The organism is Achromobacter sp. MFA1 R4, from assembly GCF_900156745.1.
Lineage (GTDB): Bacteria > Pseudomonadota > Gammaproteobacteria > Burkholderiales > Burkholderiaceae_B > Achromobacter.
Genome location: NZ_LT707065.1, coordinates 2,317,854 through 2,344,757, shown reverse-complemented (window position 1 = coordinate 2,344,757; position 26,904 = coordinate 2,317,854). Strand labels below are relative to the sequence as shown.

Genomic DNA, 26,904 nt, shown 5'->3' with positions numbered 1-26,904 from the left:
GGCGGCGGCTTGCGGCGGAGAATTCTGATACCGTGAGGGCTGTCGGGTGTCCGTCGTGGGACGCTCCCGCATGCCGAGCCGCATGCTGACACGGGTGCCGATCCGCGCGCCGACGATACGCAAGTTCGTCTTCAGCATGTTTGCCTTCATCTTCAACCCCCCGGTTACAGCCACCGCATGACTACGCAAAATACTCCAGAGGATACCGCAGTCCACCGCACGCGATTGCGCAAATTGCGCGCCGAATTGCCGGAAGATCAGCGCAGCCGCGGCGGATTGCTCATGCGTGCACGGCTCTTCACTTGGCTGAACGTGGCCCGCGACCAGGCCGTGCAGGCGGGCAATCCGGCCCCCACCACCGTCGCCGCCTTCTGGCCCATGGCCGACGAACCCGATCTGCGCCCCCTGCTGACGCAGTGGGCCGAAGCCGGCATGACGGTCGCGCTGCCCGTCGTGCGCGAGCGCAACGCGCCCCTGGCATTCCTGCCGTGGACACCCGAGGCCGAGCTGCGCGCCGGCCCCTACGGGATCCAGGAACCCGTGGCCGGCCCGGAACTGCTGCCCGACGTGGTGCTGGTGCCCACCCTGGGCTATACGGAACAGGGCGACCGGCTGGGCTATGGCGGCGGCTACTACGACCGCACGCTCGCCGCCCTTCGCCAGCGCGGCCACCCCTTTATCGCCATCGGCATCGCCTGGAGCTGCGGCGAGCTCGATGCCGGATACGTCCCCGCCGCGCATGACGTCCGGCTGGACGCGGTGCTGACCCAGGACGGCTGGGTGCCGCAGGCGCCGCTGGAGCAAGGCGGCACGGGCGGCACCACCCTGCATTCCTACCGGCTGAACTGACGCACCAGTTTCGGCCGGCGCCGCGCACCAGGACGGTGCACGGCGTCACGGCGCTGCGAGGCCGCTCGTGGCGGCCCGTCCCCGGATTTGCACGATCGCCCGCCCTGGGGATGGCAATTCCTCCGCCTTCAGCGCATATTGGTCTTGAAATCCCCCGTCTGCCGCAAAAGCTGGCATGAGGGTTGCTTGTAACTCAGGACCAGCCGGCAACGGCCGGACGACGGCCGCGCGCAAGCGGCCGCAAGCATCTGCATCGGAGGAGCCATGAAGGACCGACCCGCCCGTCCCCCCGCGTATGACGAAATGCGCGATGGCGAGAATCGCATACGCTCCCATTACCAGGCCTTCGAGCGCTGGCACAACGAGCAGTCGGACGAGGCCATGGCCGTGCGCCGGCTGGAAGCCGACCTGAGCTTTCGCCGCGTCGGCATCACGTTTTCGGTCGCGGGCGACGCCGCCGGCACCGAGCGCCTCATCCCGTTCGACCTCATCCCCCGCATCATCCCGGCCGAGGAATGGCGGCACCTGGAAGCCGGCCTGAAGCAGCGCGTGCGCGCCCTGAATCTGTTCATCCGCGACATCTACCACGGCCACGACATCGTGCGCGCCGGCATCGTGCCGGCCCAGCAGGTGTTCCTGAATGCCCAGTACCGCCCCGAGATGCAGGACGTCGACGTGGCCGAGGACATCTATTGCCACATCGCGGGCGTGGACATCGTGCGAGCCGGCGCGGGCGAGTTCTACGTGCTGGAGGACAACCTGCGCGTGCCGTCCGGGGTTTCCTACATGCTGGAAAACCGCAAGATGTCGATGCGGTTGATGCCGGACGCCTTCGGCCGCATCAAGGTCGAGCCGGTCGCGCACTACCCCGACCTGCTGCTGGACAACCTGCGCGAAGTCGCGCCGCATGGCGGCGACGACCCCACCGTAGTGGTGCTGACGCCCGGCATGTACAACTCGGCCTACTTCGAACACGCCTTCCTGGCGCAGCAGATGGGCGTGGAACTGGTGGAAGGCCAGGACCTGTTCGTCGAGCAGAACACCGTCTACATGCGCACCACGCGCGGCCCCCGCAAGGTGGATGTGATCTACCGGCGGCTGGACGACGATTTCCTGGATCCGCTGGCGTTTCGCGCCGATTCCGCGCTGGGCGTGCCGGGACTGCTGTCGGTTTACCGCGCCGGCCGCGTCACGCTGGCCAATGCGATCGGCACCGGCATCGCCGACGACAAGTCCACCTATCTGTACGTGCCCGACATGATCCGCTTCTACCTGGGCGAAGAGCCCATCCTGTCGAACGTGCCGACCTGGCGCTGCGGCCGGCCGGACGAGCTGTCCCACGTGCTGGCCAACATGCATGACCTGGTGGTCAAGGAAGTGCACGGCGCCGGCGGCTACGGCATGCTGGTCGGGCCGTCGGCCTCGCGCGCCGAGGTCGATGCGTTCAGGGACCGCGTGCGGGCCAATCCCGCCAACTACATCGCGCAGCCCACGCTGGCGCTGTCCACCACGCCCACCTACGTGGAATCGGGGGTCGCGCCGCGCCACGTGGACCTGCGTCCCTACGTGCTGTGCGGCAAGGAGATCCGCACCGTGCCGGGCGGCCTGTGCCGCGTCGCGCTGACCGAGGGCTCGCTGGTGGTCAACAGCAGCCAGGGCGGCGGCACCAAGGACACCTGGGTGCTGGAGGACTGACCATGCTGAGCCGAACCGCCGACAACCTGTTCTGGATGTGCCGCTATACCGAACGCGCCGAGAACACCGCCCGCATGCTGGATGTGAACCTGCAGATGTCGCTGCTGCCGCAGGACACGCGCACGCGCGAAGGCTCCTGGCTGGGCGTGCTGCGCATTTCCGAGCTGCAGGGCCTGTACCAGAGCAGATACGCGTCGATCTCGCCGCGCGACGTGCTGGAATACATGGTGCGCGATCCCGAGAATCCCTCGTCGATCTATTCCTGCATGCGCGCCGCCCGCGAGAACGCGCGCGCCGTGCGCGGCAGCCTCACGACAGAGGTCTGGGAAACCTACAACACCACCTGGCTGGAGCTGCTCAAGCACCTGCACACCGGCCTGCTGGAGCGCAATCCGGGCGAATTCTTTGAATGGGTGAAGTTCCGCTCGCACCTGGCGCGCGGCGTCACGATCGGGACCATGCTGGAAGACGAGGCGCTGTACTTCATGCGCATCGGCATGCACCTGGAACGCGCCGACAACACGGCGCGGATGCTGGACGTCAAGTTCCATGAGCGCGGCGGCACCAGCACGCAGGACGGCCGCGCCGACCCGGTCAACGCCGCGGGCGTGCAAAGCGAGTTCTACCGCTGGTCGGCCCTGCTCAGTTCCGTGTCGGGCCTGGAGATCTACCGCAAGGTCTACCGCGACGTCATCACGCCCGACCGCGTGGCCGACCTGCTGATCCTGCACGGGGACATGCCGCGGTCGCTGCTGGCCTCGATGCGCGCCGTGGCCGACGACCTGGCGCGCGTCGCGAACCAACGCTCGACCGAGACCGAGCGGCGCGCCGGCATGCTGTGCGCCGAGCTGCAGTACGGCCGCGTCGAAGACATTCTGGCCAGCGGGCTGCATCAATACCTGGACCGCTTCCTGGACCGCATCAACGACCTGGGCAACCGGATCAGCCAGGATTTCCTGGTGCCCCTGTCGGCATAACAAGGAGGCAGCAATGAAGCAGATCATCACGCACGTCACGCATTACCGCTACACCGCGCCGGTGAACTACAGCATCCAGACCCTGCGCCTGACGCCGCGCGACGACGAACACCAGCGCGTGCTGCGCTGGAACATCGAGGCGCCGGGCCACCTGGACAAGCAGGTCGACGCCTACGGCAACATCACGCACACGCTGACCCTGAACCAGCCGCATACCGATATCGCGCTGCGCGTTTCCGGCCAGGTGCTGGTGGCGCCCCTGACGCGCGGCGTCCTGGGCAGCGAAGACAGCCGCCTGCCGGTGCACGCCTATTGCGTGCCGACGCCGCTGACGCAGGCGGACGAGACCATCCAGCAATTCGCGCGCGCGGTGCTGCCGAACGGGCTGACCACGTCGGACGACATCCTGACCCTGGCCGCCGCGATCCACGAGCGCGTCGCCTACGAGCCCGGCACCACGGACGTGACCACCGCCGCCGACCAGGTGCTCGCCCTGGGACACGGCGTGTGCCAGGACCACGCCCACCTGTTCCTGGCGTGCGTGCGGGGCCTGAACGTGCCCGCCCGCTACGTCAGCGGCTATCTGTACACCACCGCGGAACACGCGGCCAGCCACGCCTGGGCCGACGTGTGGTTATCCGACGTGGGGTGGACCAGCGTGGACATCACCAACAGCCAGTTCGCCTCGGAGTGCCATTGCCGGCTGGCGGTGGGACGGGATTACGACTCGGCCTCGCCGGTGCGCGGCGTGCGCACCGGCGGCGGCGAGGAGTCCATGGAAATCACCGTCCAGGTCCAGGCCGGCGCGCAGCAATGACGGCCGGGCGCCGACGTCCGGACGGTAAATCCGGGCCTTGACATCCGGCCCGCCGCGCCGCAATACAATGCGTGGTGGTTTTCCCCTATTTTCGATCATGACCTACTGCGTAGCGGCCCGCCTCGAATCCGGCCTGGTTTTTCTTTCCGACTCCCGCACCAACGCCGGCGTCGACCAGATCAGCGTCTTTCGCAAGATGACCGTCTTTGAACGGCCGGGCGAGCGCGTCATGGTCCTCATGACCTCCGGCAACCTGGCGGTCAGCCAGGCCGTGCTGAACGTGCTGACCCGCCAGCGCGAGGAAGGCGCCGACACCCTCTGGAACGTGCCCGACATGTTCGCGGCCGCGCGCCTGGTCGGCGCCGCCGTGCGCGAGGTCTACCGCAGCGAGGCCGACGCGCTGCACGAGCAGGGCGTGGACTTCAACGTCAGCATGATCTTCGGCGGGCAGATCGGCGCCGAGCAATGCCGCCTGTTCCAGGTGTATTCGGCTGGCAACTTCATCGAAGCCGGCCAGGAATGCCCGTATTTCCAGATCGGCGAGGCCAAGTACGGCAAGCCCATCCTGGACCGCGTGCTGCGGCCCGACACCTCGCTGGACGAGGCCGCCAAGTGCGCGCTGATCTCCATGGACTCCACGCTGCGCTCGAACATCTCGGTCGGCCTGCCGCTGGATCTGCTGGTGTACGACGCCAATTCGCTGCGCGTGACGCACTTTGCCAGCATCGACGAACACAACGAATACTTCCGCATGATCCGCGGCACCTGGGGCGAACGCCTGCGCCAGGTCTTCGCGGAAATCCCGGACCCGCTGTGGACCAACCCGCACGACCCCGCGTCGCTGGTGCCGCCGTCGCGGGTGCATCAGCCGCTGCGCATGGAACCCGTCGATGCGCCCAACGCCGCGTACAACACGCCGCAGGTGCTGGCCGAGGAGCCGGGCAAGGACCAGCCCAACTGAGGCGGTTGTCTCGCGATCTGTCGCGCATGAAGCCTCCCGGTCATGGCGTCCCGCCTATCGCGGCCCGGGTCCGCTTGCCCAGGCCAGGATCTCATCCCGGTTCCCGTCCAGTTCGGGCACCGCCGCCGCCTGTACCGGCAGCGGCTTGGAGAACTTGACCGGAAACGCCACGCGAAGCCCGTCCGGCGTTTCGGCAACCACGCCCCGATTCCGGACGTGCGGATCGTCGAAGACCTCGTCATGCCGAAGCACCGGCGCCCACGGAATGTCGCGGCCGCGGAACACGCCTTCCCAATAATCCAGGCTGCGGCTGGCAAACAATGCCCGCAGCCGGTCGTTCAGCGCCCGCTTGTCGCCCAGCCGTCCCGCCCGCGTTCGGTAGGTCTCGGCGGTCAATTCGGGACAGTCCGCCGCGAGCGCCTCGCAGAGGTTTTGCCAGAAGGCCTCTTCCAGGATGCCCAGGGCAAGATGCCGTCCATCGGCCGTCTCGAACACGTCGTTGTCGGGCATGACATGCGGCAGGTTGTCGATGGCCGCGCCGGCGGGCCCGTTCATCGCCTGCAGGGCCGGCGCCATCCAGGCGGTCAGCGCATCATGGATGGACACGTCCAGATGCTGGCCCACGCCCGAGACGCGCGCGTCGTCGACAGCGGCCAGGATTGCCAGGGCGGCATGCATGGCCGCGCAATAGTCCGACAGGCGCAAACGCGGACGCCCCATCACGTCGCGTACCTGCGAGGGGACGGCCCAGTAGCCGGACAGGGCCAGGTAGTTCACATCGTGGCCGGGTCGCTGCGCGTAGGGGCCGGTCTGGCCAAAGCCCGAGATCGAACACATCACGATGCGTGGATTGGCTTGCGCCAGGCGGGTGTAGTCCAACCCCATCCTGGCCATGACGCCGGGCCGGAAGCCTTCGACCAGCACGTCGCTGCGCGCCGCCAACTGCAAGAGCGTGCGCCGGTCTTCGTCGCGCGTGAAGTCCAGGCAGATGGATTGCTTGCCGCGGTTGTACTTGGCAAACGTCTCCGCGCCAAGCTGGCGCGCCGTGTCGCCCTGCGGCTTTTCCACCTTGATCACGGTAGCGCCAAGCTGGCCGAGCAACATCGCCGTGTACGGGCCCGGGTGCAACTGGCCCAGGTCCAGCACCGTCAATCCGCTGAGATAGCCGCCGCCGCGTGTCATGCCAGGATTCCCTTGGCGATCGTATTGCGCTGGATTTCGCTGGTGCCGGTGACAATGCGGTAAAGGCGCAGGCGGCGGAATATGAACTCCACGGGATGGTTCTTCGTCACGCCCACGTTTCCGTGGATCTGCATGGCCTTGTCGGCAATGTCGAAGCAACGTTCGGACACGAACAGCTTGCACATGGCGGCCTCGTCCCGCACGTCTACGCCCGCGTCGGCCTTGGCCGCCGCGGCCAGCACCATGTGTTCGCAGGCGTACAGCGCAGTCGCCATGTCGGCCAGCATGTGCTGAATGGCCTGGAAGCGGCTGATCGGGCCGCCGAATTGCTGCCGGTGCTTGGCGTAGTCCACCGCCAGCCTGAAGGCCTGACGCGCCAGGCCGATCATCGTCGGACAATGCAGCAACCGGTTTACGCTGATGCGGTTCATGGCGATCTTGAAGCCCTGCCCGGGCGCTCCGATCAGGTTCTTCTTCGGCACGCGGACCTGGTCGAACACGATGTCCGCGTCCACGTATTGGCCCGTCATCGGCACGCAGTCGTGCACAAGCCGCACGCCGGGGCTGTCCAGGTCGATGAATATCGCCGAGATGCCGTCGGTCCCTGCCTGCGGGTCGGTGACGCACATCGTGATGGCGAAGTCCGCGAACATCGACGCCGTGATGTAGTGCTTGGTGCCCGTGACGATGTAGTCGTCGCCGTCCTCGACCGCGGTGGTCTGCAGCCGGGTCGCATCGGAACCCGACTGCGGTTCCGTCATGGCAAAGCAGGCCCCGCGCTCGGCGTGGATCACGGGCATGATGTAGCGTTCCAGCTGATAGGGGGTGGCATGGCGCACCAGATTGCCGATGCGCGACGGGCCGCCCCAGTCGCCCAGCACATGCGGAAACAGGATGGCGCCGGAAGCGGCGACGTCGTCCTTCAGCACGCACAGATCCCGATAGGACAAGCCCTGCCCGCCCAGCGCCACCGGAAGCTGCGGGCCATACAGTCCGAGGGTCCGGCACCGTTTCCAGATGGATTGCACCAGGCTGCGCTCGAACGTGTCTTCGTATCCCAGGTTGAGCGACCGCTCCAGCGGCAGCAGTTCGTCCTGCAGATACTGCCGCAGCCGCTCGCGCAGCTCGGCCAGGGTAAGCGGTGTGTCGTTGGGCATGATGTCTCCTGTCTTGGTAGTGCCCAGCTTGACAGCGCCAACCATCCTCGTGATTATCTTTTCTTCGATCTTGATAACCGTGCGGAATCATGAGACTGGAAGATCTGGACTATTTCCTGGCCGTTGCCCGCCTGGGGCACGTGGGCCGCGCCGCGGACAGCATCGGCATCAGCCAGCCCGCGCTGACCAAGGGAATCCGCCGCCTGGAAGACGAACTGAAGCTGCAGTTGTTCGTGCGCACGCCCAAAGGCATGGAGCTGACCATCCCCGGACGCGCGTTCTATCAACGGTCGGTGCAGGCCCGGCGCGAGCTTGACGACGCGATGCAGGAAGCCGGTGATCTGCATCGGGGCAGCATCGGGCAACTGCGCGCGGGGGTCACCCCGCTGCTGGCCGAGCCGTTCTTCAATCCCGCCTGCATCGAATTGCTGTCGCAGCGGCCGGCGGCCAAGGTGCAGGTCATGGTCAGCCTGAACGACGCCTTGATCCCCGCCCTGCGCCAGGGAGACCTGGACTTTGCGATCAGCTCGCTGTTTGAATCCGCCACCGCGGCCGAATTCGATTGCGAGCCGCTGTTTGCCGACCGGCTGTATGCCGCGGCGTGGCCGGGCCATCCCTTGCTGAGCGGCCGCAAGGTCCGCTTTGCCGACCTTGCTCCCTACAAGTGGATGCTGCCCGGCCCGCAGGCCGCCTCACGGCGCTGGCTGGAAACCCGATTCGAGCAGCACGGCTCGCCCCCGCCCGAAGTGACCATTGAATCCAATGCGTCCGTGTCGAACCTGCTGAGCATCCTGCACGGCACCGACCTGCTGACGCTGGTCAGCGAGATGACCCTGTCGGCGCACGCCGGCCATGACCTTGCCATCGTGCCGCTGGAGGACCTGACCTGGCATCGCCAGATCGGCGTGCTGACGCGGCGCAACAGCTACCAGTCGCCGCTGACCGAGCGGCTGCTGGAGATCCTGCGCCAGCACGCGCAGCGACGCGCGCAGGTGAAGTAACGCCGGGCTGCGTCCGCTATTCGGCCGTCAGGCCTAGGCGCTGGATGAGCGGTCCGTAGCGCGCCGACTCCTGGTCGATGAGCTTGCCCATGTCGGCCGGCGACCCGGCGATGGATTTGAACGACTGCGACTCCAGGGCTTGCAGGACCTGCGGGTCGGCCATGACCCGGCGGATCGCCGCGTTCAGCCGGTCCACCACGGCGGGCGGCGTGCCCTTCGGCACGGCGATGCCCGCCCAGCTTCCGCTGTCAAAGCCCGCGTAGCCCAGTTCGGCAATCGACGGCACGTCAGGCAGGGACGCCGCGCGCTGCTCGCTGGTAACGGCCAGCGCGCGGATTTTCCCCGACGAAATAAATGGCATGGCGGGCGCGACGGCCACGATGCCCAAGTCGATCTGTCCGCCGGCCAGGTCGTTCAACGCGTTGCTGCCCCCGCGGTACGGCACGTGGATGGCATCCAGGCCGAAGTGCTGCTTGATGGTTTCGAACGTCAGGTGCATGGACGAGCCCACGCCGGGGCTGCCATAGCTGAGCTTGCCCGGATGGGCCTTGGCGTACGCCTGCAGTTCGGCGAACGTCTTGATCGGCAACGCGCTGTTGACCAGGACCACGTGGGGCGCAATGCTCAGGCCCGACACCGGCGCCAGGTCGGCGATCGGATCGAACGTCAGCTTGGGCGACAAATGCTTCGCGATGGCAAAGTTGCCGCCATATTCAAGCAGGGTGTAGCCATCGGCCGCCGCGCTGGCGACCTTGCCGCCGCCCAGATTTCCTCCTCCTCCCCCGACGTTCTCGACAATGATGGTCTGCCCCAGTTCCTTGCCCAGCGGCACCGACACCAGCCGGGCGATGTAGTCGAACTGCCCGCCCGCCGTGAACGGAACGATCAGGCGTATGGGCTTTTCGGGATACTTGGCCGCCGCGTCCGCGGCCTGCGCCGGCGCGATGGCGGCCAGGCCTGCCCAGGCAAGTGTCGCCTCGGCCAGGCGACGAACCCCCCGCACTCCGAACCGAATATGTCGTTTGTCCACTGCTGTCTCCTGTTTCTTGTCGGGGTCGGACCGTCGCCTCCCCTTTGGCATAGAGGTAACCCAGCGCCATACGCCGCGTCATGCCACACCCGGTGATCTTCATAACGTACAGGAATCGCGCCGACGCGATAACGCAGCGGCATGAGGTTTTGCGTCCCGGTTATGCGGCCGTGCTCCGCGCCGCGCAGCATAGCGGCAAGCCAAATTCGAAACGGAGCCGTCATGAACCAAGGCCGATACACCACCCGCAATGCGCGCTACTGGCGCGACCGTCCCGCCATCATTTTTGGCGACCGCACCATAAGCTTCGGTCAGTTGGAAACCCAATCCAACCGGCTGGCCAACGCGCTGCTCGGGCTGGGCCTGACCAAAGGCGACCGCGTCGCCATCCAGGCCTGGAACTGCCCTGAAATCATCGAACTGGAATGCGCCCTGTACAAGGCGGGACTGGTCAAGGTGGCCTTGAACGCCCGCTTGTCTCCGCAGGAGATGGTGGACTCGGTCAACAACGCGCAGGCCTCTGTGTTTATCGTGGATCCGGCGCATCTGGAGGAGGCCGAATCGCACCGCAACGCCTTCGAAACCGTTCGCCACCACGTGGTGACCGGAAGCCGGGACGCAGGCGAATGGCGGTCCTACGAACGCCTGCTGGAGGCTGCCGCCGACCGCAACCCCGATGTGCCCATGCAGCCGCAAGACCTGGCGGTTCTGCATTTCACGTCGGGTTCAACCGGCAAGCTGAAGGCTGCCATGCAGACGGTCGGCAACCGCTTGGCGTCGCTGCGCAAGGTCGTCATGGGCCGCATGCGCGCGAATCCGGGCGAAGTCCTGGCGCTGGCCGGGCCGATCACGCACGCCAGCGGCATGTTCATGCAACCGTTCCTGTTTCAGGGCGGCACGATCCTGCTGCACGACCGTTTCGAGCCCGAGGCCTTTCTTGCGTCAGCCGCCCGCCACCGCGCGGCCTTCAGCTTCATGGTGCCCACGATGGTCAACATGCTGATCGCGCATCCGAACCTGCATCGCCATGATCTGTCTGCGCTGCGGCAGATCTCCTATGGCGGCGCGCCCATGGCTCCCGCACGCATCCGCGAGGCCTGGGAAGCGTTGGGACCCAAGCTCAGCCAGGGCTACGGCGCCGGCGAGACGACGGGCGGCCTGGTTCTGCTAAGCGCGTTGGACCACGCCGACGCGATGGCGGGACATCCGGAGCGCCTCTTGTCTTGCGGCCGGCCTTTCGGCGAAAGCGAAGTCCGGCTGGTCGATGAAAATGGCCAGGAAGTGGCGCCCGGTGAAATTGGCGAAATTACCGTCAGCGGTCCGGACGTGTTTGCAGGCTATTGGCAAGCGCCGGAACTGTCGGCGCAGGCGCTGCGCGACGGCTGGCTGCATACGGGCGACCTGGCGCGCACCGACGACGAAGGCTTCATGTACATCGTCGACCGGAAGAAGGACATGATCATCTCGGGCGGCTTCAACATCTACCCGACCGAAGTCGAACAGGCGCTCTACCAGCACCCCGCCGTTTACGAAGCCTGCGTGTTCGGCGTGCCCGACAAACTGTGGGGCGAATCCGTCAAGGCGATGATCGTCCTCAAGCCGGGCGAAACGGCCACCCCGGCCGACCTCATCGAGCATTGCCGCAAGCAGCTGGCCGACTTCAAAAAGCCACGGAGCGTCGAACTGCTGGCCGAACTGCCGAAAAACGCCAACGGCAAGGTCGCCAGAAAGCAGATGCGGGATGCATTCTGGGCTGATGAGGAACGCAAGGTTGGGTGATCGCCAGCCCGGCATCCGACCCGAACGGGCGCGCGTCAGGGGCGGCGCGGGGCCGCGCCCCACGCATCAGCGCCGCTCGAACTTCGGCGCGCGCTTTTCTTCGAATGCCTTGCGGCCTTCCTTGGCGTCGGCCGTGGCGAAGCAGATCGCCTGCAGATCGCGCTCGTATTCCACGGCCTTCTCCAGCGGCATCGACAGCGCGGCGCGCAGATTGACGCGTGCCGTCTCGGCCGCGATCGGCGCGCGCGAGGCGATGGTGGCGGCAAGCGCCTGCGCGCGCTCGCGCAACTGTTCCTGCGGCACCACCTCGCTCACCAGGCCCCAGGCCAGCGCCTGCTCGGCGCGGATGGGATCGCCGGTCATCACCATCATCGCGGCGTTGCTCGGGCCGACCGCATGGACGAGCTGCGCCGTCATGCCGCCGCCCCCGATCCAGCCCAGCTTGATCTCGGGCGCGCCCAGGCGCGCGTTGTCGGCGGCGATGCGGATATCGCAGGCCAATGCCATCTCCAGGCCGCCGCCGAAGGTATAGCCGTTGATCGCCGCCACCGTGGGCTTCTTCAACATGCGCACGCAGTCGCAGTAGTCGAGCCGGTTGCGGAAATCCCAGGGCGTGGCGTAGCGGTCGAGCTCGGTGATGTCCGAGCCGGCGCAGAAGGCCTTGGGGCCCGCGCCGGTCAGGATCACCGCGCGCACCTGCGGGTCGGTATTGCATTGCTCTACCGCCGCGATCAGCAGGTCGGCCATCTCGGGCGTCATCGCGTTCAGCTTCTCGGGACGATTGAGTTCGATGATGGCGACATGGCCATCGATACTGAGATTGACGAGTGCGCTCACGACGAAGTCCTTATGCGGTGGTGTGCTGGGGAGCGGTGGCCAGGCTGGCCCGGAAGCGCTGGGTCAGGCCGCGCGCCAATGCGTGGGAGGAAGCGCGCGCGGCGACGCCCTCGCGCAGGAACTGCGAGGCCTCGGTCTGGAAGGCGATGTAGCCGTCGTGCCGCGGCCGGATCGAGGCGGCTTCGAGCGTGCGGGCCGTGTTGGCATAGAAGTTGCCGCTTGCCGCATTCACGTCCGCATCGGCCCAGCTGCCGCGATGGCTGGGCTGTCCTTCGTGCTGCGGAATGAAGCGGCGTTGGGTATCGGCGGCCAGCAACCACAATAGATGCGCGCGCAGCTCCGGCCCCACGGTGCAGCGCCGCGATATCGCAATGCCCGTACCGCCGAGGATCGAACCCGGCCGGCCGGCATCGGCCTGCGGCGCGTCGCGGAACGTAAGCGGCTTGGCGACTGCGGACGTGGCGTAGTTCACGTAACCATAGACCAGCGGGCAGAGCGTGATGTCGTCGCGCGAGCTCATGTGGCCAAGCAGCGCGATCGGGTTGTAGGCCAGGGCTTGCGCGGGCGTGCGCCGCGCAAGCTCGGCAAGCACGTCGCACGCGTCGGCGAGCGTCGCCTCGTCGTGCCAGGCGCCATGCGGCCGCAGGTCGGTATCGGGCGCGATGGCGGCGGCAATCGACAGCAGCGACAGAAGCGGATGCGGCCCGCCCCAACTGAGCGCGACCGAGCCGCTGCGTTGCGACAGCGCCAGCACCTCGTGCCAGGTGCGCGGCGCGGGACCGTTCAACCGATCCGCGCGCGTGGCCATCACCTGCGTGGCCGCGTCCAGCGGCAGCGCCCATGGGCGACCGGCCATGCGATAGCTGTCGTAAGACAGCCCGATGCTGTCCCGTGCGATCCGCGCCAGCTCGTCGGGCGCGAACACGGTGTCCAGCGCCTGCAGGCAATCGTGCGCCAGGGCTTCGCCCAGATGGGGGTGATCCAGCACCACCAGGTCATAGCGGGCGCAGAGTTCGGCAATGGGCGCCGACTCGAAGCCCTCGAGCGATTGCTTGTCCCAGTGCACCAGCGGCGTGTGGGCGGTGGCCGCGTGCAGGGCGTTGAAGCCGCGCGGATGATCCCAGGTAAGGCCGCGATACGGCAACGCGCGTTCGCTCATTCCGAGGCCCCGCGCAGCACCGCGCCCGAGGCCGCATGCGCGGCGATCTCGTCGGCGCTGAAGCCAAAATCGCGCAGCACTTCGTCGGTATGCTGACCGGTGAGCGGCGCGCCGCGCACCACCTGGCTGGGGGTCTTGGAAAAGCGGATCGGAAAGCCCGGCGTCTTGATGCGGCCTTCGGTCGGATGGTCGTATTCGACAAACGTGCCGTTGTGCGCGATCTGCGGATCGTCGACCAAATCGGCGTAGCCATACACGGGGCTGCACCAGATGCCGGCGGCATCCAGTTTGGCGAACCAGTCGGCGGTCGAGGCCTTTGCCAACGTGTCGCGCACGAGCGCGTAGATCTCGTCGCGCTTTTCCCAACCGTCGCGCTCGCCGGCGTACTCGGCCAGCCGCGGCTCTTCGGTCACGCGCGCCAGCACGTTCATGTCGGGCATGGCCAGCGCCAGATAGCCGTCGCTCGTCGCGAAGGTGCCATAGGGGGCACGGATGTACACGTGGGCATGCGGCTCGGCACTGCGCACCTGCGGCTTGTGCCCCACGGTATACACCGAGAGCTCCTGCATCTGGATCGTGGTGATCGCATCCAGCATGTTGACCTCGACCTTCTGGCCTTCGCCGGTGCGCTCGCGGTGCAGCAGCGCGGCCAGCACGCCTTCGAAGGCGCAATACGCGGTGACGGCGTCGACCACATACTGGCCCGCCGCGCGGGGCGCTTCGCCGGCCCGGCCCGACGACAGCATCGCGCCCGACATCGCCTGCAACAGCAGGTCCTGACCCGGGCGCGTGGCATAGGGGCCGTCTTCGCCGAAGCCCGACATGGACACATAGATGAGGCGCGGGTTCAAGGCCGACAGGGTCTCGTAGTTCACGCCCAGGCGGCCGGCGACACCGGGCCGGTAGTTCTGGATGAACACATCGGCCTGCGCCGCGAGCTTCTGGATGATCTCCTTGCCGCCGGCGCTCTTCAGGTCGATCGCGAGCGAACGCTTGTTGCGGTTCAACGAGAGAAAGGACACGTTGATCTTGTTGCCCGTGATGCCGCCGGCGGGCGCGTGCCGCTGCCATTCGCCGGTGGGCGGTTCGATCTTGATCACGTCGGCGCCCAGGTCGCCCAGGCGTTGCGCCGCGAACGGCCCCGCCATGGCGATGGAGCAGTCCAGAACCTTGTAGCCAGAAAGAATGCTCATTGCTTCTACCCTCTGCGTGGCGCCGATGCGCCTCAATGCATGACCCAGCCGCCGTCCACCGCCAGCGTCTGTCCGGAAATGAAACCCGCCTCGTCCGAGGCCAGGAACAAGATGGCCGCGGCGATGTCGCCGGCGTGCCCGCGGCGCTTAACCGACTGGCGTTCGAGCACCATGCGGTTGTAGCCCTCGGGATCGGGATGGATCTTCTCGGCGTCGGTCGGGAACGCGCCCGGCGAGATGGCGTTGACCGTGATTCCCCACTTGCCGAACTCGCGCGCGAAGGCGCGCGTGGCGCCCACCATCGCGCCCTTGGACTGCACGTAGGGCAGCAGGTTTTCCCATCCGCCCGACAGCGTGATCGACGAGATGTTGATCACGCGGCCCCATTGCTGCGCGCGCATGCCCGGCAGCGCCGCGCGCACGATCTGCACCGCCGCCTCCACGTTGACGCGGTGCACGCGCGCCAGCTCGGCATCGCTGTATTCCTCGAACGGGCGCGAGGGATAGATCGCCGCGTTGTTGATGACCACGTCGATCGCGCCCTCGGCGGTCAGCCGCTCAAGGTGCGATTGCAGCGCGCCGGCGTCGGCGAGGTCGGCCTGCAGGATCTGAAGCTGGCCGGCAAACTGCGCCGGCACGGTGCTGCGCAGGCGGTCGATATGCCCGGCGTGGTTGTCGAGCGCGATCACGCTTGCGCCCGCGTCCAGCAGCGCAAGCGTGGTGTCCACGCCAAAACCGCCCGCCGCGCCCGTGTACAGCACGCGGCGGCCTTGTAATGAAAAGCGCGCGCTCATGGGCGCCCCGCGATGGGCGCAAAACGCCCCGACAACGGCGGATAGTCGGTCTCGGGCTGCACCGCGATCGCGCGGATGCGTGCCTCGCAGGCCGCGATGTCGCCGGCCGAGCCCAGCACGCTGAACGTAGTGTCGTAGCGGCGCTCGTCGCCGTGCTCGAGCCAGATGAGCTCGTTGCGCTCGCGCGCCGCGCCCTGGCCCAGCACGTGGTTGGTGGAGGGCTCGATGCCCATCGCATACTGGCCCGATTGCAGGTTCTGCCATTGGTACTGGCAGGGGAATTGATGCTTGTAGGTGCTGACCTGCATGCCCAGACCCAGCGCATCGTTCACCAGGGCGACCGGCACGCTGCCGTCGGCCGCGGCCGCCATCTCGTGCTGCCACACCTGCTCATGAAAGCCCAGCTGCGGCGCCGGCATGCGGCGGTAGCCCACGCCCTGCTTGCGGTAGTCCTGCTCGTGCGCGGCCCACACCACGTCGCGGATCGGCGCCAGATAGCGCGAGCCGGCGTCCAGCACCGGATAGCCCAGGTTGATGTGATAGCAGAGCATATGCGGCGTGCGGTAAAAGCCCCGATTCACGACGCGATCCGACAGCTTGATGTCGTTGCTGCCCACCTCGATCTCGATGCGGCGGTGCAGTTCCAGATGCTCGCCGAACACGGTGCCCTGGCTCACCACGCCTTCGGCCCACAGCACGCAGCGATCGCCATCCCAGCGTTCGCCGTAGCCGGTCAGCCGCGCGGGAATGGTGCCGACGCGGCCATGGATGGACTGCCTGGCCGTCTTGCGCGGGCCGTACACATAGTTGTCGGCCGGCGCGTCGTACATGAACAGAATGTGGTCCAGCCCGCAGGTGATCATGAGGCCCGAAAACGATCGCATCCAGCCCAGTCCGCCCTCGCCTTCGTAGTCATGCAGTCCGGGATGGCGAAAGCCCGACGGCGATTGCCATCCCAGGGCGTAGCCGCGGTATTCGCAGTCGGCGATGTCCATCGCGCGATCCACCAGCACCGTGAAGCGCAGGCCCGTGCCGCTGCGGAACTCCAGCATGCGGATACCGCGCTCCAGCCCGTCGTCCAGCGTCATCAGGCGTACGCCGGCAAACTGCGCAAGCTGTCCGGTGCGCGCCTCTACGTCGCGGCGCGTCATCCAGGTCCCGTAAATGTCAGGCATGAGTTCTCCCTGGCGCAGGCGCGGGCGCGCGTCCGCCGGTGTCGGTGTTCAGAATCGTGTTCGAGAGGCGCGCCGCGGGCCGTGTTCGATGACGGCTTCGCGGTGCGCGTGCAATCGCGTGCGGCGCCGGCCTACAGGCCGTTCGCGCGCAGCCGCTCGTCGAGGAACCGCTTGGCGCGCGGCACGTCGTCTTCGGTCAGGTGTTCGATGATGATGGGAATGTTGGGGTGCTTCTTTGCCAGGCGCTGCAGATACAGGTCGTAATTGAGCGCGCCCAGGCCCGGCGCCGGCAACTCGATCTCGCCCACCCCGCGGAAGGTATGGCTTTCGGCCGCGCCCTCGTCACCGATGTCGCTGTGCTTTTCGGACTTGTCATCGCCCGAACGTTTCACGTCCTTGGCATGCGCGATGCAGATCTTGTCGGAGAGCGCGTCGAACACTTGGTTGAGCGTGCGGTCCATCTGGTCGATGTTGTGCGCTTCGAAGTAGTTCGTCGGATCCATCAGGAGGCCCAGGCCCGGGTGATCCACTTCGGCGAACATGCGCAGCGTTTCCTCGACCGATCCCACCACGTTGTTCACGTAGGTCTCAAGCAGGAACACCGCGCCATGGTCATAGGCATGTTGCGACAGCTCGGCGATCACCGCGCGGCACTGGTCCCAGCCTTCCTCGGTCTTGTTCCTGGGGTGATGCACCCAGTCGCTGTCGGTGGCGAACGTGCCGGTTTCCGAGATCACGTAGGGCGACCCCAACTGGCGCGCGTGGGTGAGGATCTCTTTGAGGTAACCGTTGCGGCGTTGGCGCTCGGCGGGGTCGGGATGCACGATGTTGGTATAGGCCGAGATGCAGGAGACCGGCAGGTCGTAATTGCGGAAGGTGTCGCGGATCTGCGTGCATTTCTGCGCGGTCAGCTGCCCCGGGCCAAGCTCCATGTCCTTGAAATGCAGGTCCAGCTGCACGGTGTTAAAGCCGTGCGAGCGAATCACCTTGGCCGTGCGCTCCAGCTCATAGGGAAAGTAGCCCGAGAAGATTCCGGTCTGGATCATGATGGTTGTCTCCGTCTGTTTTATCGATCTGGTTATTCGACTGCCGGCAGCCGTACCGTGCGGCCTTCGGCGATGGACGTATACGCGGCCTCGACCAGCGCCATCGTGCGTACGTTGTCGGTCACGCTCAACGCAGGCTCGGTGCCGCTGGCCAGCGCGTACTGCAACTGCTCCATCACGCCGATGAAGGCATGCGGAAACCACATCGTGTCCCACGTGGGCGTCACCCAGCGCCCGTCGGTATGGCCCTGGGCCGCGCGCGAGGCGTAGCTCAGGGTCGACGGCTCGCCGGTGGGCCAGCCGATGGTGCCGCGCGCGACGCCCTCGGTGCCTTCCACGCGCCAGCGGATGTGCTGGTCGTCGGGGTATCCCTCGGCCCGCGGGCCCGACCACACATCTTCGAGCGACAGCGCGAGCAGGCCGTTGCCAAAGCGCAGCGTGGTCGTCACCAGCCCATCCTGATGCGCGAACTCGGTGCGCGGATCCGGGCGGGTGATGCTGGTGATCTCGGTGGGCTCGCCAAACAGATAGCGCAGGACATCGAGGTGATGCACGCTCATGTTCGAGAGCGTCAGCCGGTCATAGCCGCGCAAGAAGTCCTGCCAGTGCGGGATCGCGTGCATGTCGATCTGCGCGAACACCGGCGTGCCCAGCACGCCCTGGTCGAGCAGCTGCTTGAGCGCGCGCATCGATTGGTCGTAGCGCATGTTCTGGTTGACCGACAGGATCTTGCCGGCGGCCCGCGCCTCGTCGCGCAAGGCGCGGGCTTCATCCAGCGAGAGGGCCAGGGGCTTCTGCGCCAGCACGCCGCGCACATGCGGGGCGGCCAATGCGGCGCGAATCAGCGCGGGCTGCTGGTCGGGCGGATACGCGATGTCCACGATCTCGATCTGCGGATCGGCGATCAGGGCCAGAGGATCGTCATGCACACGCGGGATGCCGTAGCGTTCGGCGACCTGGGCCGCCTTGCCGCGGGTGCGCGACGCAATCGCCGCCACCGTGAAGCCGGCCTGCTGGTAAGCCGCCAGATGGCACTCGGCCATGATCATGCCGGCGCCGATGCAGCCGATGCGAAAGCGCCGTTCCCGGACGGGTGGGTCGGGCACCAGGGTAGGGTGCGACATGTGCTCCTCCTGCCGGCTCGGTATGCACTGTCGACTGCCTGGCATCCTGCCGTGCGGTGTTTGATGTAATTGAGCCGCGATAATCACATCAAAACAATCAGGGGTAAAGGCGATTGGCGGTCATAGGACGGCGGCGTTACCTTTTTGATCCTGAATGATTGCAAATGATGGTTTATGATGGCCGCGCTGCCATCGCCCTGATGGTGTCTTGCGAGCCTGTTCCCGCATGCGCCCCACCATTTCCCTCATTGCCCGAGAAGCCGGCATGTCCACCGCCACCGTGGACCGGGTGCTGAACGACCGCGACGGCGTGCGCGGCAAGACGCGCGACCGCGTGCTGGCGATTGCCAACCGCCTGGGCTACTTCGTCCAGGGCGCCGATGCCACCCGGCAGGACGTGCGGGTCGATTTCGTTTTGCCCGCCGGCACCAACAGCTTCATGACCGCGTTGGGCCGGCACCTGCTCGAAGAAGCCGCCGCCCGCCCAGACGTGCAGGCCCGCCTGCATCTGATCGAGGGATTCGACGCCAATAAGCTCGCGAAAAAGCTCTATGAGCTGCGCGAGCAGACGCAGGCCGTTGGCCTGGTCGGGCTGGACCATCCCCAAGTGCGCGACGCCATCATGGCGCTGCGCGACAGCGGCGTGCATGTGAGCACCCTGGTGTCGGACATTCCGATTTCGGCGCGCCTGGGGTACGTGGGCATCGACAACCGCGCCGCGGGCCGCCTGGCCGCGCTGTTGCTGGGCCGGTTTCTGCCGCAGCACACCGAACGCAAGGTCGCGGTGTTCGTGGGGTCATTGGCCTATCGCGGCCACGAAGAGCGGGAGATGGGTTTTCGCTCGCTGCTGAGCGAAGAGTTTCCGCACCTGCGCATCGCCCACATCCTGGAGATCGGCGACGACCGCGACCGCGCCTTTGCCGTCACCCAGGATCTGCTGCGCAAAGATCCTCCGCACGCGATCTACAACATCGGCGCCGGCAATCAGGGCATCGCGCGGGCGCTGAAAGAGGCGCGGCCGGCTGAGGCGCGGCCGGCCGAGGCGCGCTCAAGTCAGGGCGCCTTCGCCCCACGCATTGTCTTCGTGGGCCACGACCTCACCGAAGCCACGCGCCGCCTGCTGCTCGATCGCACCATGGACGCCGTGATCGACCAGAACCCGCGCGTCGAGGCGCGCGAGATCGTCAAACTGCTGGTGGCCGCCGTGAAGGGCGCGCCCGAACCCAGCTACCTGCCGCGGCTGCAGGTGATCTTCCGGGAAAACATTCCCGAGCCGTGATGGCCGAGGACCGGGCAAGGACCCAGCCCGGGCCCTACATGCACGATTTGTAGCGCTTCTGTGGGCAAGTCCGCGTAAACCCGCCTTTCCGCGCGCCGAAGCCCGGCTTGCGAAACCGCGAATTCCCCTCCTCGCCCGTCTCGCGCCACACTGCTGATGCCTGCCCGCCCTGCGCGGCATCGCGGGCCGAAAAGACCACAAGGAGCGAGACATGTCCCACCGATACGCGCGCGCGTTCAAGCGCGCAGCCTGGCCCATGCTGGCCCTGTCCTGCCTGGCTGTTGGCAACGCCAGCGCGCAAGGGGCCTACCCGAATCATCCGATTTCCCTGGTGGTGCCGTTTGCGGCCGGCGGTCCGACCGACGTCGTGGCCCGCAGCCTGGGCGCGTCCATGGCCAAGACGCTGGGCCAGAGCATCGTCATCGAAAACCGCACCGGCGCGGGCGGCACGCTGGCTTCGCAACACGTGGCGCGCGCCGCGCCGGACGGCTACACCTTCCTGATCCACCACAACGGCATGGCGACCGCGCCTGCGCTGTACCGCAAGCTGCCGTTCAACCCGCTGACCGATTTTGCCTATGTCGGCCAGGTCGCGGACGTGCCCATGACCCTGCTGGGCCGCAAGGACCTGCCGGCCGACGGCATGGCGGCCTTCATCAAGTACGCCAAGGACAACGGCAACAAGATCAACCTGGCCAACGCGGGCCTGGGCGCCGTGTCCCAGCTTTGCGGCATGCTGCTGCAGGAGTCGCTGGGCGTGCAGTTCACGACCGTGCCCTACGCCGGCACCGCCCCCGCCATGACCGCCCTGCTGGGCGGACAGGTGGACGTGCTGTGCGACCAGACCACGCAGACCATCCCCCAGATCAAGGCCGAGCGCGTCAAGCTCTACGGCGTCACCACGCAGGAACGCATCAAGGCCCTGCCCGACGTGCCCACGCTGCGGGAAGGCGGCCTGAAGGACTTCGAGGTCAAGGTGTGGCACGGCGTCTATGCGCCCAAGGGCACGCCCCCCGAGGCCATCGACAAGTTCAATGCCGCGCTGCGCGCCGCGCTCAAGGACCCGGCCTTCACGCAGAAGATGGCCGAGCTGGGCGCCGAGATCGTGCCCGAGTCCAAGCAGACGCCGCAGGGCCTGCAGACGTGGCTCCAATCCGAAGTCGACAAATGGGGCGGTGTCATCCGCAAGGCGGGCGTGTACGCCGACTGAGTTTCACGCGCAAAAAAACAAGGCCGGCGACGTCGCCGGCCTTGCCATTTCTGCTTGCGGTATGCGGTGTGCGGCGCCGAACGCCGCCGCCCTTTACACCGACAGTTCCTTCCAGATCGCCAGCGGCGCCTCGGCGTGGTTCAGGGTGTAGAAGTGCAGGCCCGGCGCGCCGTTGTCCAGCAGCGTCTGGCACAGCTCGGTCACGACGTCCACGCCGAACGCGCGGATGGACGCCTTGTCGTCGCCGAATTCGGCCAGGCGCAGGCGGATCCAGCGCGGCACTTCCGCGCCGCACATTTCCGAGAAGCGCAGCAGTTGCGTGTGGTTCGTGATGGGCATGATGCCCGGCACGATCGGCACGTCCACGCCCTTGGCCCGCGCCCGGTCGACGAAGTCGAAATAGGCGTCGGCGTTGAAGAAATACTGCGTGATGGCGGCGTTGGCGCCGGCCTTCACCTTGGCCACGAAATGCGTCAGGTCGGCCGAAGGGTTGGTCGCCTGCGGATGCATCTCGGGATAGGCCGCCACTTCGATGTGGAACCAGTCGCCGGTTTCCTCGCGGATGAACGACACCAGTTCGTTGGCGTAGCGCAGTTCGCCGGCGTCGCCGCCCATGCCCGAAGGCAGGTCGCCGCGCAGCGCCACCACGCGCCGCACACCTTCGTTCTTGTAGGCCTGAAGGATGTCGCGCAGGTCCTGGCGCGACGCGCCCACGCACGACAGGTGCGGCGCCGCGTCGCAGCCCAGGTTGCGCAGCGTGCGCACGGCGTCCGCCGTGCCGGCGCGCGTGGAACCGCCCGCGCCGAACGTCACGCTGACGTACTTGGGCTGGATGGCCAGCATCTGCTTGGCCGCGCGCACCAGCCGCTCTTGACCGGCCAGGTCGCGCGGGGGGAAGAATTCCAGGCTGAAAGCGGGAGAGTTGGATTCGGACATATCAGTAATCGATGACGCTACGCGCCGCAAGCAACAGGCGTCTCACCCCTCGGGGTGCCGCGGAGCCGGCTTTGCCGGTCCGCAGGCACGCCCCCTTGAGGGGGAAGCGCGAAGCGCTTCGGGGGTGGGTCCCATCAGGGGATGAGTTTGGTCAGGAGGCCGGAAATGATGCTGTACAGGACTGCGCCGCCCACGGCCCACCAGAACCCGTTGACCTGGAAGCCCTTGAGCACGGAGCCCACGAACCAGAACAACAAGGCATTGATGACGATGAGGAACAGACCCAGGGTGACAATCGTGATGGGCAGCGTCAGCAGCACCAGGACCGGCTTGACCAGCATGTTCACCAGCCCCAGCACCAGCGCGGCGATGAGCGCCGACCCGAAGCTGGCCACCGTGATGCCCGGCAGCAGGTAGGCAACGGCCAGCAGGGCCACTGCGTTCAGGATCCAGACGAGTATCAGTGTCACCATGTTCGAACTCCTGTATTGACGCTCCGCGGACCCGTCGCCAACAGGCAAGGACGGGCGTGCCCCGCGGACCGGAAAACCCGCGCCGACATGGCGCGGCATTTCCCTATTGTGCTACATCGATCAATAGCGGTAGTGGTTAGGCTTGTAGGGGCCTTCGACCGGCACGCTGATGTAGTCGGCCTGATCCTGGCGCAGGGTCGTGAGCTTCACGCCCAGCTTCTTCAGGTGCAAGCGCGCGACCTTCTCGTCCAGGTGCTTGGGCAGCACGTAGACCTGGCCGGACTGGTAGGCGTCGTTGCGCGTGAACAGTTCGATCTGGGCGATCGTCTGGTTGGCGAACGAGGACGACATCACGAACGAGGGGTGGCCGGTGGCGCAACCCAGGTTCACGAGACGGCCCTGGGCCAGCAGGATGATGCGCTTGCCGTCCGGGAAGATGACGTGGTCGACCTGCGGCTTGATCTCTTCCCACTGGCAATCGGCCAGGCTGGCGACGTCGATTTCGTTGTCGAAGTGGCCGATGTTGCAGACGATGGCCTGGTCCTTCATGGCGTTCATGTGCTCGCGGGTGATCACATGGTAGTTGCCGGTGGCGGTGACGAAGATGTCGCCGTGGGCGGCGGCTTCTTCCATGGTCACGACCTTGAAGCCTTCCATGGCGGCTTGCAGCGCGCAGATCGGATCGATTTCGGTGACCCACACCTGGGCACGCAGCGCGACCAGCGCCTGGGCGCAGCCCTTGCCCACGTCGCCGTAGCCGGCCACGACGGCGATCTTGCCGGCGACCATCACGTCGGTGGCGCGCTTGATGCCGTCCACCAGCGATTCACGGCAGCCGTACAGGTTGTCGAACTTGGACTTGGTGACCGAGTCGTTCACGTTGATGGCGGCAAACGCCAGCTCGCCCTTCTGCGACATCTGGTAGAGGCGATGCACGCCGGTCGTGGTTTCTTCGGTCACGCCCTTGATCAGCGCCAGGCGGGTCGAGTACCACTTGGGATCGCGCTTGAGGGTTTCCTTGATGGCGGCGAACAGGACGCGCTCTTCTTCGCTGCCCGGGTTGGCCAGGACCGAGATGTCCTTTTCGGCCTTGGTGCCCAGGTGCAGCATCAACGTGGCGTCGCCGCCGTCGTCGAGGATCATGTTGGCGTTCTGGCCATTGGGCCATTCGAAGATCTTGTGGGTGTACTGCCAGTACTCTTCCAGGGTTTCACCCTTGACGGCGAAGACCGGCGTGCCGGACGCGGCGATGGCGGCGGCGGCGTGGTCCTGCGTGGAGAAGATGTTGCACGAGGCCCAGCGCACTTCGGCGCCCAGCGCCACCAGCGTCTCGATCAGCACGCCGGTCTGGATGGTCATGTGCAGGCTGCCGGCGATGCGCGCGCCCTTGAGCGGCTGCGACGCGGCGAATTCCTCGCGGATGGCCATCAGGCCGGGCATTTCGGTTTCGGCGATGGCGAGTTCGCGGCGGCCCCAGCCGGCCAGCGACATGTCGGCGACGAGGTAGTCGGAGAAGGATTTATCGGTCACAGCGTTCATGGTGTGTAGGCTCCACGTGAATATCGAACGGCGCACGATATGGCCGGACAACGCGAATACACCACGACAGTCGAGTGCTCGCCTTTCCCGCCATACGCGACAAAGGTGAGCGCCGTTGCTGTAGCGACGCGCGGGGCGCGGCGCTTGAACAAGGATTCCTGAGCCTGGCGAGCCGGGGTCCGCATGGGAAAGCCACATGGGGGACCGCAGGGTCGTCGCAACGCTCCTCAGGATTGCCGGGCATTGTACAAGGTTGGCGTGCGCCAGGGGTAGCGAAAACAGGGCTTCCGACGGTATCAGGGGGTGGGAGCCCAAACGCGCGCCGCGCCTTGCGGGTCGCCCTGGGTCAGCGGCACCAGTGAATCCAGCAGGTCCGCCGCCACCGAGTCCCAGCTGCGCGTCAGCGCCCGGGCGCGCACGGCGTCGCGGTCCAGCGCCAGCGCCGTCCGGCAGGCGCGTCCCAGGTCGTTGTCCAGGAACCCCGTCACGCCCTCCTCGACCACCGCCAGCGGCGCCTCGCTGCGAAAGGCCGCCACGGGCGTGCCGCAGGCCATGGCCTCCAGCATGACCAGGCCGAAGGTGTCGGTCAGGCTGGGAAACACGAACACGTCGGCCCCTGCATAAAAGCCGGGCAAAGCGCCGTCCTGCTGCATGCCCAGGAACACCGCGTCCGGGAAGCGCTTTTTCAGGCGGGCCTCGTCGGGCCCCGCGCCCACCACCACCTTGCTGCCCGGCAGGTCCAGGGACAGGAAGGCGTCCAGGTTCTTTTCCTTGGCCACGCGGCCCACGCTCAGCCAGACGGGCCGCGGCAGGTCCTGGAACGCCAGGCTGGGACCGGGCTGGAACTTGCGCGGATCGACCCCGCGCGACCAGACGCGCAGGTTCTGCAGCCCGCGCCGCACCAGGACGTCGCGGACCGTGGGCGTGGGCACCAGCACGCATTGCGACGGCCGGTGGAACCAGCGCAGGTAGCGCCACGGCAGCGCGGCGGGAATGCCCATGCGCGCCTGCAGGTAGTCCGGGAACATGGTGTGGAAGGACGTGGTGAAGCGCCAGCCCCGCCGCAGCGCCATCCGGCGCGCGGCCAGGCCCAAGGGGCCTTCCGTCGCGATGTGCAGCGCATCGGGAATGGTGTCGCCCAGGATGCGGCGCAGCTGGCGGCCGGGCTGCAGGCACAGCCGCAGGTCGGGCTCGGACGGCGCGGGAATGGTCCGGCTGCCCTGGGGGCTGACCACGATCAGCTCGTGCCCCCATTCGCCGAGGATCTGCTGCATGGTCGTCCAGGTGCGGACGACGCCGTTGACTTGCGGATGCCAGGCATCCGTGACCAGAACGATGCGCATGAGGGAGCCCGGAAGGTGGGCCCGGAAGTGGGCGATGGCGCTATTCAGCCTGCGCCATGTGACACGACCAAGACGGGGACGAGGTCCGCTTTCCGCGCGGCGGGAAATGCGCGATGCCGGGCGTTCAGTTGTTGCGCCGCGGATACCCCTGCGCCTTGATGCGGATCCAGACCTCGCGCTTTTCCGCTTCCGTCATGAACACCCAGTTGGCGACTTCCATGGCCGTGCGGCCGCAGCCGCGGCAGATGTCGTCGAACAGCGTGGAACACACGGCCACGCAGGGGGAATCCGAGGCCTTGAAGGCGCGTTGCGCGTCCTCGGCGTCGGGCAATTCGGAAAGATCGGCGAAGTAACGATTCATGGGCCGAAGGTTAACACCGGGGTTGCGTCCCTTTTTGCATATCCCTGGCGTCAGCCCAGGCTTGGCCCCCCTGTCACCGGCCGCCGCCTCAGCGCCAGCCGAAGAACGTTCCTGCGTCTGCCAGCAGCGCGTCAGGCGTTTCCTCCGCCAGATAATGCGCCCCGGGCAGCGGACCGCCCGTCACCTCGTCGGCCACCGCGCGCCACAGCGCCAGCACGTCGAAGTTGCGGCCCACGGCCCCGCGTTCGCCCCACAGCACGCGCACCGGCATGCGCAGGCGTTCGCCGAAGGCGCGTCCCGTCCGGTCGTGCTCCAGGTCGATCGTGGCGGAGGCGCGATAGTCCTCGCAAAGGCCCGTGGCCCAGCCCGGCTGGCGCGCCGCGCGTTCGTATTCGGCCATCGCCTCGGCGGAGAAATGCGCCAGCCCGCCGGGGCGCCCGCCCATCACCGACCGCAGGTAGAAAACGGGGTCGTGCTCGATCATCGTTTCGGGGACCGGTGCGGGCTGGATCAGCCAGAACCAATGGAAATAGGCCTGCGCGAAGGCGCGCGTCGTGCCCTCGTACATGTCCAGCGTGGGCGCGATGTCCAGCAGCATCATGCGGCTCACGGCGGCGGGATGATCGAGCGCCAGGCGATGCGCCACCCGGGCGCCCCGGTCATGCGCCAGCACCTCGAAGCGCGCATATCCCAGCCCGCGCATCAGGTCCACCATGTCCGCCGCCATCGTGCGCTTGGAATGCGCGGAGTGATCGGCGCTGGCGGCGGGCTTGCCGCTGTCTCCATAACCGCGCAGGTCGGCGGCCACGCAGGTGCGATGCCGCGTCAGCTCCGGCCACACCCGATGCCAGATGGCGTGGGTCTGCGGATGCCCGTGGAGCAGCAGCAGGGGCGGCCCCGCGCCGTCGATGCGGGCGGCGATGTCCATGCCGTTGGCCTGGAAGCGGCGCACGGGCAGGTCGAAAAAAGCGGTCATCTGCATGGTCT

At 67.0% G+C, this 26,904-nt stretch carries 25 protein-coding genes and 1 riboswitch; of the genes, 9 read left to right on the top strand and 16 right to left on the bottom strand.

Annotated elements, in window-relative coordinates:
- Positions 1 to 177 precede the first annotated feature (177 nt).
- From BXA00_RS10680 to BXA00_RS10660, 5 genes are all read left to right on the top strand, one after another.
- The gene (locus BXA00_RS10680) at positions 178 to 849 is read left to right on the top strand and encodes a 5-formyltetrahydrofolate cyclo-ligase (protein ID WP_076518476.1); all 672 of its coding nucleotides are present in this window, start codon (positions 178 to 180) and stop codon (positions 847 to 849) included.
- 264 nt (positions 850 to 1,113) lie between these two features.
- Positions 1,114 to 2,544 carry a circularly permuted type 2 ATP-grasp protein gene (locus tag BXA00_RS10675; RefSeq protein WP_076518475.1) on the top strand — a complete coding sequence of 477 codons (1,431 nt, stop codon included), beginning with the start codon at positions 1,114 to 1,116 and terminating at the stop codon, positions 2,542 to 2,544.
- 2 nt (positions 2,545 to 2,546) lie between these two features.
- Positions 2,547 to 3,521, top strand: coding sequence for an alpha-E domain-containing protein (locus BXA00_RS10670; RefSeq protein ID WP_076518474.1), 975 nt, complete (start codon positions 2,547 to 2,549; stop codon positions 3,519 to 3,521).
- Between the two features lie 13 nt (positions 3,522 to 3,534).
- Complete coding sequence (locus BXA00_RS10665; protein ID WP_076518473.1) at positions 3,535 to 4,338, top strand: transglutaminase family protein; 804 nt, start codon at positions 3,535 to 3,537, stop codon at positions 4,336 to 4,338.
- A 97-nt stretch (positions 4,339 to 4,435) separates the two neighbouring features.
- The gene (locus BXA00_RS10660) at positions 4,436 to 5,299 is read left to right on the top strand and encodes a proteasome-type protease (protein WP_076518472.1); all 864 of its coding nucleotides are present in this window, start codon (positions 4,436 to 4,438) and stop codon (positions 5,297 to 5,299) included.
- 54 nt (positions 5,300 to 5,353) lie between these two features.
- Here BXA00_RS10660 and BXA00_RS10655 read toward each other — a convergent pair whose 3' ends face one another.
- Positions 5,354 to 6,481 (bottom strand): CaiB/BaiF CoA-transferase family protein, encoded by a 1,128-nt coding sequence (locus tag BXA00_RS10655; protein WP_076518471.1) that lies wholly within the window; start codon positions 6,479 to 6,481, stop codon positions 5,354 to 5,356.
- A complete protein-coding gene (locus BXA00_RS10650) occupies positions 6,478 to 7,638 on the bottom strand; it encodes an acyl-CoA dehydrogenase family protein (protein WP_076518470.1) in 1,161 nt (386 codons plus the stop codon). The genes BXA00_RS10655 and BXA00_RS10650 overlap by 4 nt, the downstream gene beginning before the upstream one ends.
- A gap of 89 nt (positions 7,639 to 7,727) precedes the next feature.
- On the opposite strand from BXA00_RS10650, the gene BXA00_RS10645 reads away from it, so the two are divergent.
- Entirely contained in the window at positions 7,728 to 8,639 is a 912-nt protein-coding gene (locus tag BXA00_RS10645) for a LysR family transcriptional regulator (protein ID WP_076518469.1), read from the top strand.
- 16 nt (positions 8,640 to 8,655) lie between these two features.
- Here the strand turns inward: BXA00_RS10645 and BXA00_RS10640 are convergent, their stop codons facing one another.
- The gene (locus BXA00_RS10640) at positions 8,656 to 9,669 is read right to left on the bottom strand and encodes a tripartite tricarboxylate transporter substrate binding protein (RefSeq protein WP_172805871.1); all 1,014 of its coding nucleotides are present in this window, start codon (positions 9,667 to 9,669) and stop codon (positions 8,656 to 8,658) included.
- A 222-nt stretch (positions 9,670 to 9,891) separates the two neighbouring features.
- Here BXA00_RS10640 and BXA00_RS10635 point away from each other — a divergent pair, with 222 nt between their 5' ends.
- Positions 9,892 to 11,448 (top strand): AMP-binding protein, encoded by a 1,557-nt coding sequence (locus BXA00_RS10635; RefSeq protein WP_076518468.1) that lies wholly within the window; start codon positions 9,892 to 9,894, stop codon positions 11,446 to 11,448.
- A 66-nt stretch (positions 11,449 to 11,514) separates the two neighbouring features.
- Here the strand turns inward: BXA00_RS10635 and BXA00_RS10630 are convergent, their stop codons facing one another.
- The 7 genes from BXA00_RS10630 to BXA00_RS10600 form a co-directional block, all read right to left on the bottom strand.
- Positions 11,515 to 12,285: an enoyl-CoA hydratase/isomerase family protein gene (locus BXA00_RS10630; RefSeq protein WP_076518467.1), complete on the bottom strand. Its 771-nt coding sequence runs from the start codon at positions 12,283 to 12,285 to the stop codon at positions 11,515 to 11,517.
- Between the two features lie 10 nt (positions 12,286 to 12,295).
- The gene (locus BXA00_RS10625; protein WP_076518466.1) at positions 12,296 to 13,444 is read right to left on the bottom strand and encodes a hypothetical protein; all 1,149 of its coding nucleotides are present in this window, start codon (positions 13,442 to 13,444) and stop codon (positions 12,296 to 12,298) included.
- Entirely contained in the window at positions 13,441 to 14,637 is a 1,197-nt protein-coding gene (locus tag BXA00_RS10620; RefSeq protein ID WP_076518465.1) for a CaiB/BaiF CoA-transferase family protein, read from the bottom strand. Before BXA00_RS10620 ends, BXA00_RS10625 begins: the two co-directional genes overlap by 4 nt.
- Positions 14,638 to 14,669: 32 nt before the next feature.
- On the bottom strand, positions 14,670 to 15,431 hold the full coding sequence (locus BXA00_RS10615) for an SDR family NAD(P)-dependent oxidoreductase (protein WP_076518464.1): 762 nt from the start codon (positions 15,429 to 15,431) through the stop codon (positions 14,670 to 14,672).
- Entirely contained in the window at positions 15,428 to 16,606 is a 1,179-nt protein-coding gene (locus BXA00_RS10610) for an aldose 1-epimerase family protein (protein WP_076518463.1), read from the bottom strand. Before BXA00_RS10610 ends, BXA00_RS10615 begins: the two co-directional genes overlap by 4 nt.
- Positions 16,607 to 16,737: 131 nt before the next feature.
- Positions 16,738 to 17,652 carry a sugar phosphate isomerase/epimerase gene (locus tag BXA00_RS10605; protein ID WP_076518462.1) on the bottom strand — a complete coding sequence of 305 codons (915 nt, stop codon included), beginning with the start codon at positions 17,650 to 17,652 and terminating at the stop codon, positions 16,738 to 16,740.
- Positions 17,653 to 17,684: 32 nt separating this feature from the next.
- Positions 17,685 to 18,776 (bottom strand): Gfo/Idh/MocA family protein, encoded by a 1,092-nt coding sequence (locus tag BXA00_RS10600; protein WP_076518461.1) that lies wholly within the window; start codon positions 18,774 to 18,776, stop codon positions 17,685 to 17,687.
- Positions 18,777 to 19,002: 226 nt separating this feature from the next.
- Here BXA00_RS10600 and BXA00_RS10595 point away from each other — a divergent pair, with 226 nt between their 5' ends.
- On the top strand, positions 19,003 to 20,055 hold the full coding sequence (locus tag BXA00_RS10595) for a LacI family DNA-binding transcriptional regulator (RefSeq protein ID WP_076518460.1): 1,053 nt from the start codon (positions 19,003 to 19,005) through the stop codon (positions 20,053 to 20,055).
- A gap of 211 nt (positions 20,056 to 20,266) precedes the next feature.
- Positions 20,267 to 21,265 carry a tripartite tricarboxylate transporter substrate-binding protein gene (locus BXA00_RS10590; RefSeq protein ID WP_076518459.1) on the top strand — a complete coding sequence of 333 codons (999 nt, stop codon included), beginning with the start codon at positions 20,267 to 20,269 and terminating at the stop codon, positions 21,263 to 21,265.
- A gap of 93 nt (positions 21,266 to 21,358) precedes the next feature.
- On the opposite strand, the gene metF is transcribed toward BXA00_RS10590, so the two are convergent.
- The 6 genes from metF to BXA00_RS10560 form a co-directional block, all read right to left on the bottom strand.
- Positions 21,359 to 22,201: a methylenetetrahydrofolate reductase [NAD(P)H] gene (gene metF / locus BXA00_RS10585; protein ID WP_076518458.1), complete on the bottom strand. Its 843-nt coding sequence runs from the start codon at positions 22,199 to 22,201 to the stop codon at positions 21,359 to 21,361.
- Positions 22,202 to 22,335: 134 nt separating this feature from the next.
- Positions 22,336 to 22,671, bottom strand: coding sequence for a phage holin family protein (locus BXA00_RS10580; protein WP_076521895.1), 336 nt, complete (start codon positions 22,669 to 22,671; stop codon positions 22,336 to 22,338).
- A gap of 123 nt (positions 22,672 to 22,794) precedes the next feature.
- A complete protein-coding gene (gene ahcY, locus BXA00_RS10575; RefSeq protein ID WP_076518457.1) occupies positions 22,795 to 24,213 on the bottom strand; it encodes an adenosylhomocysteinase in 1,419 nt (472 codons plus the stop codon).
- Positions 24,214 to 24,313: 100 nt separating this feature from the next.
- Positions 24,314 to 24,448, bottom strand: a riboswitch (S-adenosyl-L-homocysteine riboswitch).
- A gap of 61 nt (positions 24,449 to 24,509) precedes the next feature.
- Positions 24,510 to 25,556, bottom strand: coding sequence for a glycosyltransferase family 1 protein (locus BXA00_RS10570; RefSeq protein WP_076518456.1), 1,047 nt, complete (start codon positions 25,554 to 25,556; stop codon positions 24,510 to 24,512).
- A gap of 124 nt (positions 25,557 to 25,680) precedes the next feature.
- Entirely contained in the window at positions 25,681 to 25,917 is a 237-nt protein-coding gene (locus tag BXA00_RS10565; RefSeq protein ID WP_076518455.1) for a DUF1289 domain-containing protein, read from the bottom strand.
- 88 nt (positions 25,918 to 26,005) lie between these two features.
- Positions 26,006 to 26,893, bottom strand: coding sequence for an alpha/beta fold hydrolase (locus BXA00_RS10560; protein ID WP_076521894.1), 888 nt, complete (start codon positions 26,891 to 26,893; stop codon positions 26,006 to 26,008).
- Positions 26,894 to 26,904: the final 11 nt, after the last annotated feature.